Here is a 14,271-nt window from a genome sequence, read left to right as displayed (position 1 = left end):
CGCCGTCGCCGAGCCGCTTGCCGCCGAGGGCGGGGCCGACGTCGACGGTGACCGTGATGCCGTCGTCCCCGACCAGGACCTCGGCGGCCTCGGCGTGCACGGCGCGCTGCCAGGTGCGTACGGCCAGGAAGCCGTCGCTCGTCTCGTACGGGACCCAGTGGCCGACGCCGTCGCCGGTCTCGGTGAGCGGGAGGGTCAACAGGCGCTTCTGCTCGACCAGTTCGGCCGCGAGCCGGCGGCGCGTCTTGTCGCCGGAGCGCTCCACGTAGCTGTCCCAGCGGCCCTCGGCCATGGTGTGCGCCGAGCGCTCGACGCGGACCTCGACGCGCTCGCCGGGCACCCGGCGCTTGGGGAGCTCGACGCGCACGGACTCCTTGCCCTTGCTGCCGCGGTGGCGCAGCAGGAGGTGGGAGTCGGCGGCGGTGAGCTGCTCGGAGCGGAGAGCGATGGTCAGGGTGCCGTCGCTCTCCACGGCGCAGCGCGCTCCCGGGTTCGGGTCGGCCGGGCTGTGGGCGGGCGCGGCAGTCTTCTTCTTCCCGGCCGTCTTGTTGCCGGACTTGTTGCCGGACTTGTTGCCGCCGAACAGGCCGCGCAGCAGCCCGCCCTTGGCCGGGGCGGCCGTCGTGGAGCCGGGGCGCAGTTCCTCGAAGAGCCGCTCGTAGCGGCCGGCGATGGTGGCCGGCTCGTAGCGGTGGGCGGTACGGCGGGCGGCGGCGCCCAGCGTGCGGCGCAGCTCCGCGTCGCCGGTGAGTCTCAGGAGCGCGTCGGCATAGGCGTCGACGGCGTCGGAGTCGTCGAGCGGGACGAGGATGCCGTCGGTGCCGTCGGTGAGGATCTCGCGCGGGCCGTACGGGCAGTCGGTGGCGACGACGGGCAGGCCCGCGTGCATGGCCTCGACGATGGTCATGCCGAAGGACTCGGCGTCGGAGGCGACGGCGGCGATGGAGCCCTTGGCCCACTCCGTCTCGATGGGCGAGCGGGCGCCCATCAGCAGGACCCGCTCGTACAGCCCGAGCCGCTCGATCTGCTTGCGCAGCTTGGCCTTGGCGGGGCCGCGCCCGTAGATCCGCAGGTTCCAGTCGGGGCGCTCGGCGGCGACCTTGGCGAAGGCCGCGATGAGCCGGTCGTAGCGCTTGACGGCGACGAGGCGGCCGGCGGAGACGATGGTGTTGGTGGCGCCCGCGCCGAGGTCGGCGGGGTCGGCGGCGGGGGCGGGCACGGCGTTGGGGATGCACAGGATGCGCGCGCGGGCGTCGGGGAGGGCGTCCCGGTAGTGCCCGGCGTCGGCCTCGGAGACGGTGGCGAACGCGTCGAGGGCGGCGATGGCGGGGTCCATCACCTCGTGCAGTTCGGGTACGTGCGCCTCGTGGGTGAGGTGCTCCTGGCCGAGCCGGAGGTAGCGGTCGCTGCCGTACTCGGCGAGGTAGCCGATGAGCTTGGGGCGGGTGGCGATGACGACGTCGGCGTCGGTGGCGGCGAGGTGCGCGGCGATCCGCTGGTCGGTCAGGGCGGTGGCGGCCATCCGGCCGTTGTCGATCCGCTCGTCCCGGAAGAGTGCGCTGGGCTTCTGGTTGAGCGGGTCGGCGTACTCGTCGGTGTCGGCGCCCTCGCGCAGGTCGACGAGGGGGGTGACGGGGACGCGCGGATCGATCGTCAGCTCGGGGGCGTCCGCCGGGCGGTTGACGCTCGTGATGCGGACGTCGTGCCGGTCAGCGAGTGCTGCGGCGAGGTTGACGGTCGAGCGGATCGTGCCGCCGATTCCGTACGCGTTGTGAATCAGGAATTCGATCTTCATCGGGGCCCTCGTTCAGATGCGCGGGCGCGCGAACGCGCACTCCGCCGTAGCTAGATGCGCCAGCATCGGCAATGGTTGTCCCCCATACTGACAAGCCTTTCCGCGGCGCGGCACCGCCCGGGGGCTACTGCCAGGTACGCATCGTGTGACGCCCCCGCGGCCCCGTCCTCAGTGCTCCGCGCGGTCGGCCTTCAGTGCTCCACGCGGTCGGCCCTCAGTGCTCCACGCGGTCGGCCAGCGCCGTGAACTCCTTCCAGGGCAGCTGGGGCTTTCGCGGGTCCCACAGCTTCTGGGCCACGGCCCGCAGCGGCAGCCGGATGCCGCGCGCGACCTGCTCGGTGGTCTGGGCGCCGGGGATGTCGCCCCAGACCGCCAGCCGGCCGCCGAGCACGCGGTCCGGTCCGGCGAGGGAGGCGGGTACGGGCTTGGTGCCGCGCAGCACGGCGGGCGACCACTGCTCGTAGATCCGCTGCCCGGTGGGGTAGCGGAACTGGTTGGGCTGACCGAGCACGTAGTAGAGGAACTCGTCGTTGAGGTTGACGAGTTTGCGGCCCTCCTTCAGGTACTCCAGGGGGTCGCGGGCGCCGAGCTCGGTGCCGGTCCAGTACTCGATCTCACGGTTCTTGTCAGTGGCGACGACGCCGCCGGCGTGGACGCCGTCGTTCCACACCTTGGCCTTGCCGCCGAGGGAACCCACGGTGGCCGCCCGGTCGTTGAGCCACCCCGTCGCCAGGTCCTGGACCTTGGCGTCGGGCCCGTACTTGGTACGAGCGGCCTCCGCGAGGCCCGGGTAGGAGCTCTCGGGGTCGCTGGCCATGAGGGCGAGGTACTCGTCGCCGCCGAGGTGCGTGTACGGGCCGGGGAACAGCGGGGCGTACTCGCGGAGCAGGTCGTCGACGAGGTCGGCGGCCTTCTTGTCGGAGATGTCCGCGGCGCCGCGCGCGGGGCGCCCGGCGGCGTTGCGGAGTTCGAGGCCGGGGTGGGCCTTGAAGACCGCGCCGAGGTGGCCGGGCGAGTCGATCTCGGGGATGACCTCGATGTGCAGGCTGGAGGCGAGGTCGGTGATGTGGCGCAGCTGGGCCTTGGTGAGGTGCTGGTCGGAGACGATCTCGGGGTGGCTGCTGCTCTCGATGCGGAAGCCCTGGTCGTCGGAGAAGTGCAGGCAGAGCTGGTTGAGCTTGAGGTCGGCCATCTCGCGGAGGCGGGCCTCGATCCAGTCGGCGTCGAAGAACTTGCGGGCGATGTCGAGGTTGAGGCCGCGCTGGGGGCGGTCGGGCCGGTCCCGCACGGTCCCCTCGGGCACCTGCCCGCCGGAGCGTACGGCCTGGACGACGGTGCGGGTGCCGTAGAAGGCGCCGGCCTCGTCCGCACCGGTGATCACGACGCGGCCGTCGCGGGTGGTCATGGTGTACGACTCGGGGCCGCCGTCCTGGCCACTGTCCTGGCCGCCGTCGTGACCGCCGTCGGAGCCGCCGTCACGGCCGAGGCGGAGTTCGACGTCGCCGCGGCGGGCGGGGCCGGAGGCGGTCTTCAGGTCGAGGTCGCGGGCGAGGATGCGGGTCGATTCGCCGAGCGGGCCGCTCGGGTCGGCGATGACGCGGGCGGTGTGCACGGGCCGCCAGCCGGGGCCGCGGGCGGCGTCGAAGTCCCGCACGGCGGGGATGGTGCGGGGCGGCTTGGACAGCGGGCCGGTGGCGGCGGGGGTGGGCGTGGGGCTGTGGGAGGCCGCGCTCGGGGCGCTGGGACCGTCGTCCTTCGGCCATACGAGGAAGCCGATGACGACGGCCACGACCACGACGGCGCCCGCGACGGCGGCCCGTACGACCGCTGTCCGGCTGATGCTGCGGGGCAACCGCATGGCGCGCTCCTCCTGCTTGGTTGCAAAAGCTTATGAGTCCGGATGATTGGTGTGATTCCGGGGCGAAGGTATGGGGTGTTGCCCCTTCAGCCGTCAGTTACGCGCCCGTAGCGCCTCACGTCCGGGTGAAATTCGTGCATCCGTCGGACAGTGGCCGAGTCGCATCGCTACGGTGACGACTCCATCCCCCTGAGCCTCACCCTTCACCCCTTCCCCAGCCCATTCGCACCACCGCACACCCTCATGCCCACCCGATATGCCCACCCGATCCAGCCCGATCCAGCCCGAGGATTTCATGCACCACGGTCTCGACCGTCTCAACTCCGCCGCCCCCCGAGCGGCCGAGGAAGCCCTGCGCGCCTGCTGCGGCAGCCGCCGGTGGATCGAGCGGATCGCGGCCCACCGCCCCTACCCCGACCTGGACGCACTGCTCGCCGCCGCCGACGAGGCCGCCTACGACCTCACCCCCGCCGACCTCGCCGAGGCGCTCGCGGGCGAGCACGCCGCGCATCACCCGCCGCTGGCCGCCGGCAGCGGCGACCCGGCCGGCCCGCCGGGGCTGCCAGGGCTGTCAGGTCTGGGCACACTCGCCGCATACACCGCGCTACGGGCCGCGCACGCCGCGTACGAGAGCAAATTCGGCCATGTCTTCGTGATCTGCCTGGACAGTTTCGCGCCGGAGGAGGCGCTGGGTCAGGTGCTCGCCGCGATTCGCGTGCGGCTCACCCATGAGCCCGACGAGGAGCGCGCCGTCACCGCCGACGAGACGCGGCGGCTCGCCCGCGGGCGACTGGCCCGACTCGTCACGGAGGCCGCGCGCGTACCGGAGGTCACACCCGTACCGGACGCGCAGGAGTGCGCGGGGACGTGAGCGGGGGCGTGACCGGCGCGCGGCACGCGGAAGACCGCAACTCGAACGCCCGTACGAACATACGCCCCGAAATCGGGCTTCCAGGGCGGCCCGCACCCCTCCCGAGTAGGCCGTACGTGCCTGTTTGATCACACCTAAGGACCCCGGGCGAGCGAACCGACACGTCGTCGCTACGATGGCCAGGGCCGGTGGACCGTACCCGGCCGGGCCCGACCGACAGTGCTCCTCTCTTACCTGTTAGAAGCTGGCGGCAGCCCCCAATCCCCGCTCCCGGAGGGTTTTCAGTGCCGGCTGGAACGCTGTACCGCGGCCGGGAAGGCATGTGGTCCTGGGTGGCTCATCGAGTCACTGGCGTCCTCATTTTCTTCTTCCTGTTCGTGCACGTCCTCGACACCGCTCTCGTCCGCGTCTCTCCCCAGGCGTACGACGACGTCGTAGCGACGTACAAGACGCCCATCGTCAACGTGATGGAGTACGGCCTGGTGGCCGCCATCCTCTTCCACGCGCTCAACGGCCTGCGGGTCATCGCCGTGGATTTCTGGTCGAAGGGCCCGAAGTACCAGAAGCAGCTGCTCTGGACCGTCGTCGGCGTCTGGGTCGTGCTGATGGCCGGCGCTTTCTACCCCGTGCTGCAGCACACCCTGCGCACGCTGTTCGGGAGCTGAGATGTCCTCCGCAGAGACCACAACGCCGCACGACTCCGTGTCGCTGTACGACGCGGACCACCCGGCTCCGGTGATCGAGCCGCCCCGCGCGCGTACCAAGAAGACCCCCAAGTCGACCCGCACCAACTTCGAGATGTACGGCTGGCTCTTCATGCGCCTGTCCGGCATCGTGCTGGTCGTCCTCGTCCTCGGCCACCTGCTGATCCAGCTCGTGCTGGACGGCGGTGTCTCCAAGATCGGCTTCGCGTTCGTCGCCGGCCGCTGGGCCTCGCCGTTCTGGCAGGTGTGGGACCTCACGATGCTGTGGCTGGCGATGCTGCACGGCGCGAACGGCCTGCGCACGGTCATCAACGACTACGCGCAGCGGGACAACACCCGCTTCTGGCTGAAGATGCTGCTGTACACCGCCACGGTGTTCACCGTCCTTCTGGGCACGCTGGTGATCTTCACCTTCGACCCGAACATCCAGTAGACCCCGGGACCGAGGCTTAACCCATGAAGATTCACAAGTACGACACCGTGATCGTCGGCGCAGGCGGCGCCGGCATGCGCGCGGCCATCGAGTCGACGAAGCGCAGCCGCACCGCCGTGCTGACCAAGCTCTACCCGACCCGCTCCCACACCGGCGCGGCGCAGGGCGGCATGGCCGCCGCCCTCGCCAATGTCGAGGAGGACAACTGGGAGTGGCACACCTTCGACACGATCAAGGGCGGCGACTACCTGGTCGACCAGGACGCCGCCGAGATCCTGGCGAAGGAGGCCATCGACTCGGTCCTCGACCTGGAGCGGATGGGCCTGCCGTTCAACCGGACGCCCGACGGCACCATCGACCAGCGACGCTTCGGCGGTCACAGCCGTAACCACGGCGAGGCCCCCGTCCGCCGGTCCTGCTACGCCTCGGACCGCACCGGCCACATGATCCTCCAGACGCTGTACCAGAACTGCGTCAAGGAGGGCGTGGAGTTCTACAACGAGTTCTACGTCCTGGACCTGCTGCTCCAGGACGTGGACGGGGTCAAGAAGGCCTCCGGCGTCGTCGCGTACGAGCTGGCGACCGGCGAGATCCACGTCTTCCAGGCGAAGGCGATCATCTTCGCCTCCGGCGGCACGGGCAAGTTCTTCAAGGTGACCTCCAACGCGCACACCCTGACCGGTGACGGCCAGGCCGCCGCGTACCGGCGCGGGCTGCCGCTGGAGGACATGGAGTTCTTCCAGTTCCACCCGACAGGCATCTGGCGGATGGGCATCCTCCTGACGGAGGGCGCGCGCGGCGAGGGCGGCATCCTCCGCAACAAGGACGGCGAGCGCTTCATGGAGAAGTACGCGCCCGTCATGAAGGACCTCGCCTCGCGCGACGTGGTCTCGCGCTCCATCTACACGGAGATCCGCGAGGGGCGCGGCTGCGGCCCCGACGGCGACCACGTCTACCTGGACCTCACCCACCTGCCGCCGGAGCAGCTGGACGCCAAGCTGCCGGACATCACCGAGTTCGCGCGGACGTACCTGGGCATCGAGCCGTACACGGACCCGATCCCGATCCAGCCGACCGCGCACTACGCCATGGGCGGCATCCCGACCAATGTCGAGGGCGAGGTGCTGGCCGACAACACCACCGTCGTGCCGGGCCTGTACGCCGCCGGCGAGGTCGCCTGCGTCTCCGTGCACGGCGCGAACCGGCTGGGCACCAACTCGCTGCTCGACATCAACGTCTTCGGCCGCCGGGCGGGCATCGCCGCCGCCGAGTACGCGGCGAAGAACGACTTCGTCGAGCTGCCGGAGGACCCGGCGTCGCTGGTCGCCTCGCAGGTCGAGAGCCTGCGCGACTCCACGGGCACCGAGCGCGTCACCGAGCTGCGCAAGGCGCTCCAGGAGTGCATGGACGCCAATGTGATGGTGTTCCGCACCGAGCAGACGATCAAGACCGCCGTGGAGACCATCGGCGAGCTGCGCGAGCGGTACAAGAACGTGTCCGTGCAGGACAAGGGCAAGCGGTTCAACACCGACCTGCTGGAGGCCATCGAGCTGGGCAACCTGCTCGACCTGGCCGAGGTCATGGCCGTATCGGCGCTGGCCCGCAAGGAGTCGCGCGGCGGTCACTACCGCGAGGACTACCCGAACCGCGACGACGTCAACTTCATGCGGCACACCATGGCGTACCGCGAGACGGACTCCTCCGGCAAAGAGACGATCCGCCTCGACTACAAGCCGGTCGTGCAGACCCGCTACCAGCCGATGGAGCGTAAGTACTGATGAGCACCCCCACACTCGACAAGGCCGACGGGCACTCGGCCTCCTTGGACGCCCTGGAGGCCGACAAGGGCCACCTGGTCACGGCCACCTTCCGGATCCGCCGGTTCAACCCGGAGGTCTCGGCGGACGCCGTCTGGGAGGACTTCAAGCTTGAGATCGACCCCAAGGAGCGGGTCCTCGACGCTCTCCACAAGATCAAGTGGGAGCTGGACGGGACGCTGACCTTCCGGCGCTCCTGCGCGCACGGCATCTGCGGCTCGGACGCGATGCGGATCAACGGCAAGAACCGCCTCGCGTGCAAGACGCTGATCAAGGACATCAACCCGGACAAGCCGATCACGGTCGAGGCCATCAAGGGGCTCACGGTCCTCAAGGACCTCGTGGTCGACATGGAGCCGTTCTTCCAGGCGTACCGCGACGTCATGCCGTTCCTGATCACCACGGGCAACGAGCCGACGCGCGAGCGCCACCAGACCGCCGAGGACCGCGAGCGCTTCGACGACACCACCAAGTGCATCCTGTGCGCCGCGTGCACGTCCTCGTGCCCGGTGTTCTGGAACGACGGCCAGTACTTCGGCCCGGCCGCCATCGTCAACGCGCACCGCTTCATCTTCGACTCGCGCGACGAGGGCGGTGAGCAGCGCCTCGAAATCCTCAACGACAAGGACGGCGTCTGGCGCTGCCGCACCACCTTCAACTGCACCGACGCGTGCCCCCGCGGCATCGAGGTCACCAAGGCCATCCAGGAAGTGAAGCGCGCCCTGATCACGCGCCGCTTCTGAGCTTCCGCCCGGGTTTTCCGCCCCGGGCTCACGCTCTGGGGCCCCGCATCCGTCTTTGGACGGGGCGGGGTCTTTTGGTGTGTCTGGGGGCGCTGCGGGGCGGGGCCCCTTGTCCTGCGGACTCCTATAGTGGCGCGATGACGCGTGCGACAATCCGGGTCCCGCGGGAGACCCGTGACCATCTCGCCGAGCTCGCCAAGGAGCGCGGCATGAGCATCAGCCGGCTGGTCGAGGCCCTGGCCGCCGAGCAGTCGACCGCCGAGGAGCGCGCCGAGCGGCTGGCCGCCGCCCAGGAGGCCGTACGCCGCCTGGGCGGCGTGGACATCGCCTCGCTCGGGGTGCCCGACATCCACTGACGGCGGAGCCCACGGCTCAGCTCAGCTGACCTCAGCTCAGTTCCCAGACCAGTTCGGACTGGAGGGGGCCCGGGTGGCGGAGGAAGGCTTTGTGGTCGACGGCTACGGGGGCGAGCTGGGAGGTGTAGCAGAGGACTGCCTCGCGTTTGGCGAGCCATTCCTCTTCGGTGAGGTGCACGTCCTGGACGACTTCCAGGTGGTGGCGGGAGGCGAGGGCGCGGTAGGCGCTGCCGCGGTCGCTGCGTTCCAGGGCGGCGGACGCCTCCTCGGTGCCCCATTCGTCCGCCGCGCCGGAGTAGGGGAGATCCGCGTAGACCCAGGGGCGGAGCGCGTCGGCGGCGTCGGTGCCGGGGCGGGTCGCCAGGGCGGCCAGGCCCTGGTCCCGTACGGCCTGGTGGTCGCGCTGGTTGGTGCCCAGGGGCAGCAGGACCCGCGTGGTGAGCGGCAGGGCCGCCAGGAAGTCCGTCAGCGCGGTGAGCGGCTCGCGGTTGCGGTACGGGCCGTCGGCGTGGTCCAGGAGCACCTGGTCGACGCGCATCAGGGCGCACGCGCGGGCGTCCTCCGCGAGCCGGGCGCGGTGGGTCTCGGCGGTCGAGGTGAAGCCGCAGACCGAGTCCCAGTAGGAGAGTTCGCTGCCGGCCGGCGCCGCGGCGGCGTGGACGGTGACGACCGCGGCGGGCCCGTCGAGGCGGCGCAGCAGGCCGGCGAGGGAGAGGGCTGCGTCGTCGAAGTGCGGGGATATGACGACGGTGGTCCAGGGGCTGGGCACGTGGTACTCCGGCGTGTTCGGGCGAGCGGGCGGGTGAATGAGGTCGGAGCCACCACGACGTTCCGCTCCGCTCGGGAGAGTGCCGCCCTCGCGTCGAGCCATCGGGCCAGGTCCAGACCAACGAACGTAGCAGGGGCGAGCCTCCGCCACCAGAGCGTAAGCCAGTAAGAGGAGGGACTGAAGGTTCTGTTGGGGCGGGCGGGCTTGCCGCTGTCCTGCCGCCGCCCGCCTCACCCCATCAGGCGAAAGCCCGTCAAATTGGCGTCAAGGTGTGCGCGATATGCGCCAGAGGGCCGTCAACAGGGGTCCCTATAGGCAGTGGCGCGCGATGCGCTACGGAAGCCGGCTTCCTGCACCGGCCCCAGACCCTCACGCATGGAGTGCGCAGTGACTGTAGAGAACGTCGTCGGTCTCGTGATCGCGGCCGTGCTGGTCGGACTCCTGCTCCTCGCGCGCGCCTTCCCGGACCGGTTCTGATGCCGGGACGCCCCGCAGGGCGGCCGGCGTACGACCCGCTGTTACGCGACCGGCCGTCGCGGGGCCGGCCCGCGCCGAACCGACCGCCGCGCAACCCGCCCCCGGACGCCGCCGACCAGCTGCGCACCGCCATGCTGGCCGCCGTCAGCCACGACCTGCGCACACCGCTCGCCGGCGCCCTGGCCGCGGTCGGGTCGCTGCGCAGCCGCGACGTGGACTTCAGCCCCGAGGAGCGCGACGAACTCCTCAGCGCCACCGAGGAGTCGCTGGCCCGGCTGGGCCGGCTCGTGGACGACCTGGTGGACATGAGCCGCCTCCAGACCGGAATGCTGCGGCTGCGCCTGCGGCCGACCGGCTGGAGCGAGGTGCTGCCCGCCGTGCTGAACCGCTTCCCGGACGCCGACACCGCCGACGTGACCGTACGCGGCCTGACCGCCGCCCCGGCGGTACGCGCCGACCCCGCGCAACTCGCCCGGATACTCGCGCATCTGCTGACCAACGCCCTGCGCCACTCCCCCGCCGGCCGCCCCGTCTCCGTGGCAGCCGAAGCGCGCGCGGGCCGGGTGGAGCTGCGGGTCACGGACCGGGGGCCGGGGCTGACCGGAGCGGCCCGGCAAGGCGCGTTCCTGCCCTTCCAACGGCTCGGCGACACCGACAATTCGACCGGATTGGGGCTGGGGCTCGCACTCTCCCGCGGCCTGGCGGAGGCGATGAGCGGGACGCTCACGCCGGAGGACACCCCCGGCGGCGGACTGACGATGGTCCTGTCCCTCCCGGCCGCCGAACCGACCTGACCCCGGCCTGATCCCGGCCCGACCCCGGTCCCGGCCGCCCTGCCCACCGGCACTGTCAGTGGTGCCGCCTATCGTCTTCTGTACGGGGCCGGTGGGTTCGGGGTCGGGGTCGGGTTCGGGGATCGGGATCGGGGAGGAGTGCGCGCCATGACGGTGGGCGAAGAGGGCATGGTGTCGTGCGGACTGCCGCCGGACATCCTCGACGACGGCGACGCGTACGGCCCGGCGATGCGCGCCGCGCACCCCGCGCTGCTCACCTCCCCGGGCGTGGCCGCGCTGCTGGACCACTGCCGCCGCGTGGCGGGCGGCGGCGGACGCGTCACCGGGCGCTGGCGGCGGACGGCCGCCGTGCTGCTGGGCGCTGCGCCGCGCGCCGGGGAGGCCGTGGAGGCGCTGCTGCGCGGCATCGCGGTGCAGGAGGAGCACACACTGCGCACCGGGGCGCGGGGCATCGCCGGGGAGGGCAACGGCGAGCTGGTGCGGGGGCTGCTGTGGGCGGCGGCCGAGAGCGTACGGGGCGACGGGGGCGTCACCCTCATAGGGGCCGTCGCCCTCCGCGCCGGGACCGGTCTGGGCGGTTCCGGCGGCCAGTGCCGCCATGGGCGGATCGCCACGGCCGCCGTCTCCGTGCTCGGTACGTTCGACGGCCCCCTGGGGGAGCCGGCCGCCCAGGAGTTGGAGCGAATCCGGGGCGAGGTGCGCAACCGCACCGTGCTCAAGGGCGTGGAGCGGGCGCTGGAGGACATCGTCGCGCGCGGGGGCGTCGCGCCGGGCCGGGTGCGCGAGCGGTCGGTGCCCACGGCGGGGCTGGACGCGCGCGGCATGCGGGAGGAGCAGCTCGGTCCGTACACGGCGGTGCTGTCCGTCTCCCCCACCGAGGCCGATCTCTCGTTCCGGGGGCCCGAGGGGCGGGTGCTGAAGTCCCCGCCGAAGGCGCTCCGCGCGGAGTACGGCGCCGAACTGGCCGAGCTGCGCGCCGCCTTGAAGCAGCTGCGGACGCTGCTGCCCGCCGAGTGCGACCGGCTCGCGGAGCAGCTGGCCGCGGGCACGGTCTGGTCTGCCGAGGAGTGGGCCCTGCGCTGCCTGGACCACCCGGTGACGGGCGCGGCGGCCCGTACGCTGCTGTGGGAGGCGAGCGACGGCGCGGGCGGCGCGTGGATCGCCGGGTTCCCGGAGCGTACGGGCGGGGGCTGGGCGCTGGCGGGCGCGGGCGGCACGGCGGACCGGGTCGAGGAGGGCGCGCTGCTGCGGCTGTGGCATCCGGTACGGGCCGGGGCCGAGGAAGTGCGCGTGTGGCGCGAGGAGTCGGCGGACCGCGAGCTGAGGCAGCCGTTCCCGCAGATCTTCCGCGACGCCTACCGTCCCGGCGGGGCGGAGGGGGAAGCCCCCGGCGAGTCCCTGCACTTCGCGGGCCGCCTGCTGTGGTACGGACCGGCCAAGGAGCTGATGGCGAAGACCGGCTGGACGGGCGGACGGCTCGGCTACGGCGACGCGCAGCAACAGGCGGAGGCCGTGCGCGAACTGCCCCGGCCCGGCGAACTGCGCCGCACCGAGGGAGAGTTCTGGCGGGCGCGGCTGCTCATGGAACTGGTGCGCCCGGAAGAGGCCCTGTACAAGGTGGGGTTCGGGGTCGGAGGCAGGGCCGGCGCCAGGGTCGCGGGCACGGGTGCCGACGAAGCGGAGGGCCGGGACGGCGGGCTCATGCTCTGCGTGATGGGCCCGGTGCGCTTCGAGCGCCGCCGGGGGCCGCGCGGGGCCTGGACTCCGGTGACCCCGACGGACGTTCCCGCCCTCGCCTTCTCGGAGGCGATACGCGACGTGGGGCTGTTCGTGGCGGACGCGGAGGCCGGGCCCGCAGGAAAGGCCGGGCCGGTGGACGCCGCCGTACCCGCGCAGGCGGTCGAGGCCGCCGGGGCGGCCTGGGCCGAGGCGAAACCGTAGGGCGGGTGCCGCCCCGCCGGACGGCGACGGCCCGCCGCCGGAACAGAGCGGCATCCGGGACGGGGCGACGCCCGGCGGCGCCTGGGCGGCCCGGCACCCCGCGACCGGCGACCGGCGACCGGCGACCGGCGACCGAATGGTCTCGCATGAGCCAAGTGCCGCGCGCCGCGCGCCGCGCGAGCAGTTGACGTCAGGGACCCGACGCGATCCGACGTGCCGCCGGAAGACTTCCGGCCAAGTACGCGGAGGGGGCATCGGCGGTCGCGGGACGCGCCTTCGACGGCCGGTCCTGCGTGCGGCGCGACCGACCACGGGTTGGACGCTTCTACCCGTTCGGCACACGGCCACGCCGCCGGGCCCGCACGGCGGCCGGACAGGCCCTTCCCCTTTCGAGTCAGGATCTCCAGCCGGTCTCATCGGCCGCACTGCTCCAACCCCCGCTGAACAGGCGAGATGGCCACACACAAAGGGGATGTCCAGGAACATTCGGTTTGGACCACACCATTGGATCATCACTCTGTGCGCATGAATGAATACGGAGCACTCCGGCTCGCCGGACTCTCCACGTGGGCCTCCAGGAAAGGGCACCGCCATGTCTTCGGTCATGCGCAAGACGACGAAATCCGCGACAGCACGGCGACTGGCCGCCGCGGCCATCGCATTGGGCAGTTGCCTGGCCCTCGCCGGCCCGGCGACCGGCGCCGACGCGGCGCCCGCCGCCCCCGTACCGACCGTCTTCTTCGGCGACTCGTACACGGCCAACTACGGCATCGCTCCCGTGAACCACGAAGGCAGCGAAAGGTTCTTCTGCTTCCAGGCGAAGGAGAACTACCCTGCCGTCGCCACCCGGCATCTGAAGGAGAAGGGCATCACGCTCGACGTCCAGGCGGACGTCTCCTGCGGAGGCGCACTCACCCATCACCTCTGGGAGAAGCAAGAGCTGCCCTTCGGCCTCGGCGCGCTCCCGCCGCAGCAGGACGCGCTCAAGCCCGACACCGGACTGGTCGTGGGCAGCATGGGCGGCAACACGGTGGGGTTCAGCCGCATTCTGAAGCAGTGTTCCGCCAAGCTGCGCGGCGATGACGGGGCGCTGCTGCCCGGCACGCCGGTGGACGACAAGCAACCAGCCGCCAAGTGCCGCGAGTTCTTCGAGTCCGGGACCGGGAAGCAGTGGCTGGACGATCAGTTCGAGCGGGTCGGCTGGGACCTGGAGGAGATGATCGAGCGCATCCGGTACTTCTCCCCCGACGCGAAGCCCGTCCTGGTCGGCTACCCCAGGATCGTGCCGCACGACACGGCCAAGTGCCTGAAGCCGGCGCCCGGCCAGACGGAGCTGCCGTTCGTCGATGTCCCGCACGACGCCCTGCCGGTCCTGGACCAGGTCCAGAAGCGGCTGGACGACGACATGAAGAAGGCCGCCGCGGACGCCGGCGCCGACTTCGTGGAGCTCTACGGCCACACCGGGAACAACACGGCGTGCGACGGCGCGAACCGGGGCGTCGGCGGCCTGCTGGAGCCCTCGCTGCTCAAGTTCGGCGACCAGCCGCTCCCGTGGTACTTGCACCCCAACGAGAAGGGCCGCGACATCCAGGCCAAGCGGGTCGCCGACAAGGTCGAGCAGGTCCTCAACCGGTGAGCGGTCCGTACGGCGCCAACCGGTGAGCGGCCCGTACGGCACTCCCACGCGGTGACAGCGCACGGGCGGCGGTGCTC

At 71.8% G+C, this 14,271-nt stretch carries 13 protein-coding genes; 10 read left to right on the top strand and 3 right to left on the bottom strand.

All coding sequences use genetic code 11. The features are described 5' to 3' along the window. Nucleotides 1-1,795, bottom strand: a 1,795-nt coding sequence (locus ACFU99_RS12730; RefSeq protein ID WP_384389921.1) for a glycosyltransferase, incomplete at its 3' end; no start/stop codon positions are given. A gap of 214 nt (nucleotides 1,796-2,009) precedes the next feature. Then, nucleotides 2,010-3,653, bottom strand: coding sequence for a glycoside hydrolase family 20 protein (locus ACFU99_RS12725; RefSeq protein ID WP_384389918.1), 1,644 nt, complete (start codon nucleotides 3,651-3,653; stop codon nucleotides 2,010-2,012). A gap of 256 nt (nucleotides 3,654-3,909) precedes the next feature. On the opposite strand from ACFU99_RS12725, the gene ACFU99_RS12720 reads away from it, so the two are divergent. From ACFU99_RS12720 to ACFU99_RS12695, 6 genes are all read left to right on the top strand, one after another. Continuing rightward, nucleotides 3,910-4,524: a 2-oxo-4-hydroxy-4-carboxy-5-ureidoimidazoline decarboxylase gene (locus ACFU99_RS12720; protein ID WP_384389915.1), complete on the top strand. Its 615-nt coding sequence runs from the start codon at nucleotides 3,910-3,912 to the stop codon at nucleotides 4,522-4,524. A gap of 284 nt (nucleotides 4,525-4,808) precedes the next feature. Further along, on the top strand, nucleotides 4,809-5,189 hold the full coding sequence (gene sdhC, locus ACFU99_RS12715) for a succinate dehydrogenase, cytochrome b556 subunit (RefSeq protein WP_363133459.1): 381 nt from the start codon (nucleotides 4,809-4,811) through the stop codon (nucleotides 5,187-5,189). Between the two features lies 1 nt (nucleotide 5,190). Next, nucleotides 5,191-5,661, top strand: a complete 471-nt coding sequence (locus tag ACFU99_RS12710) for a succinate dehydrogenase hydrophobic membrane anchor subunit (protein WP_030893260.1) — start codon at nucleotides 5,191-5,193, stop codon at nucleotides 5,659-5,661. 23 nt (nucleotides 5,662-5,684) lie between these two features. Beyond that, nucleotides 5,685-7,439 carry a succinate dehydrogenase flavoprotein subunit gene (sdhA, locus tag ACFU99_RS12705; protein ID WP_384389912.1) on the top strand — a complete coding sequence of 585 codons (1,755 nt, stop codon included), beginning with the start codon at nucleotides 5,685-5,687 and terminating at the stop codon, nucleotides 7,437-7,439. Further along, entirely contained in the window at nucleotides 7,439-8,221 is a 783-nt protein-coding gene (locus ACFU99_RS12700; RefSeq protein WP_384389909.1) for a succinate dehydrogenase iron-sulfur subunit, read from the top strand. The genes sdhA and ACFU99_RS12700 overlap by 1 nt, the downstream gene beginning before the upstream one ends. 137 nt (nucleotides 8,222-8,358) lie before the next feature. Further along, entirely contained in the window at nucleotides 8,359-8,577 is a 219-nt protein-coding gene (locus ACFU99_RS12695; RefSeq protein ID WP_384389906.1) for a hypothetical protein, read from the top strand. Nucleotides 8,578-8,608: 31 nt separating this feature from the next. Here ACFU99_RS12695 and ACFU99_RS12690 read toward each other — a convergent pair whose 3' ends face one another. Further along, entirely contained in the window at nucleotides 8,609-9,346 is a 738-nt protein-coding gene (locus ACFU99_RS12690) for a PIG-L family deacetylase (protein WP_384389903.1), read from the bottom strand. A 387-nt stretch (nucleotides 9,347-9,733) separates the two neighbouring features. Between ACFU99_RS12690 and ACFU99_RS12685 the strand changes: the two genes are divergently transcribed. From ACFU99_RS12685 to ACFU99_RS12670, 4 genes are all read left to right on the top strand, one after another. Then, complete coding sequence (locus tag ACFU99_RS12685; protein ID WP_037967594.1) at nucleotides 9,734-9,823, top strand: hypothetical protein; 90 nt, start codon at nucleotides 9,734-9,736, stop codon at nucleotides 9,821-9,823. Continuing rightward, nucleotides 9,823-10,617, top strand: a complete 795-nt coding sequence (locus tag ACFU99_RS12680; RefSeq protein ID WP_384389900.1) for a sensor histidine kinase — start codon at nucleotides 9,823-9,825, stop codon at nucleotides 10,615-10,617. The genes ACFU99_RS12685 and ACFU99_RS12680 overlap by 1 nt, the downstream gene beginning before the upstream one ends. A gap of 147 nt (nucleotides 10,618-10,764) precedes the next feature. Continuing rightward, nucleotides 10,765-12,558 (top strand): DUF4132 domain-containing protein, encoded by a 1,794-nt coding sequence (locus ACFU99_RS12675; protein ID WP_384389897.1) that lies wholly within the window; start codon nucleotides 10,765-10,767, stop codon nucleotides 12,556-12,558. A gap of 592 nt (nucleotides 12,559-13,150) precedes the next feature. After that, the gene (locus ACFU99_RS12670; protein WP_384389894.1) at nucleotides 13,151-14,194 is read left to right on the top strand and encodes an SGNH/GDSL hydrolase family protein; all 1,044 of its coding nucleotides are present in this window, start codon (nucleotides 13,151-13,153) and stop codon (nucleotides 14,192-14,194) included. Nucleotides 14,195-14,271 lie beyond the last annotated feature (77 nt).

The sequence above is a fragment of the Streptomyces sp. NPDC057654 genome, assembly GCF_042800135.1.
Lineage (GTDB): Bacteria > Actinomycetota > Actinomycetes > Streptomycetales > Streptomycetaceae > Streptomyces.
Note: the sequence above shows the minus strand (reverse complement) of the source record. Positions and strands in the feature narration are given on the sequence as shown.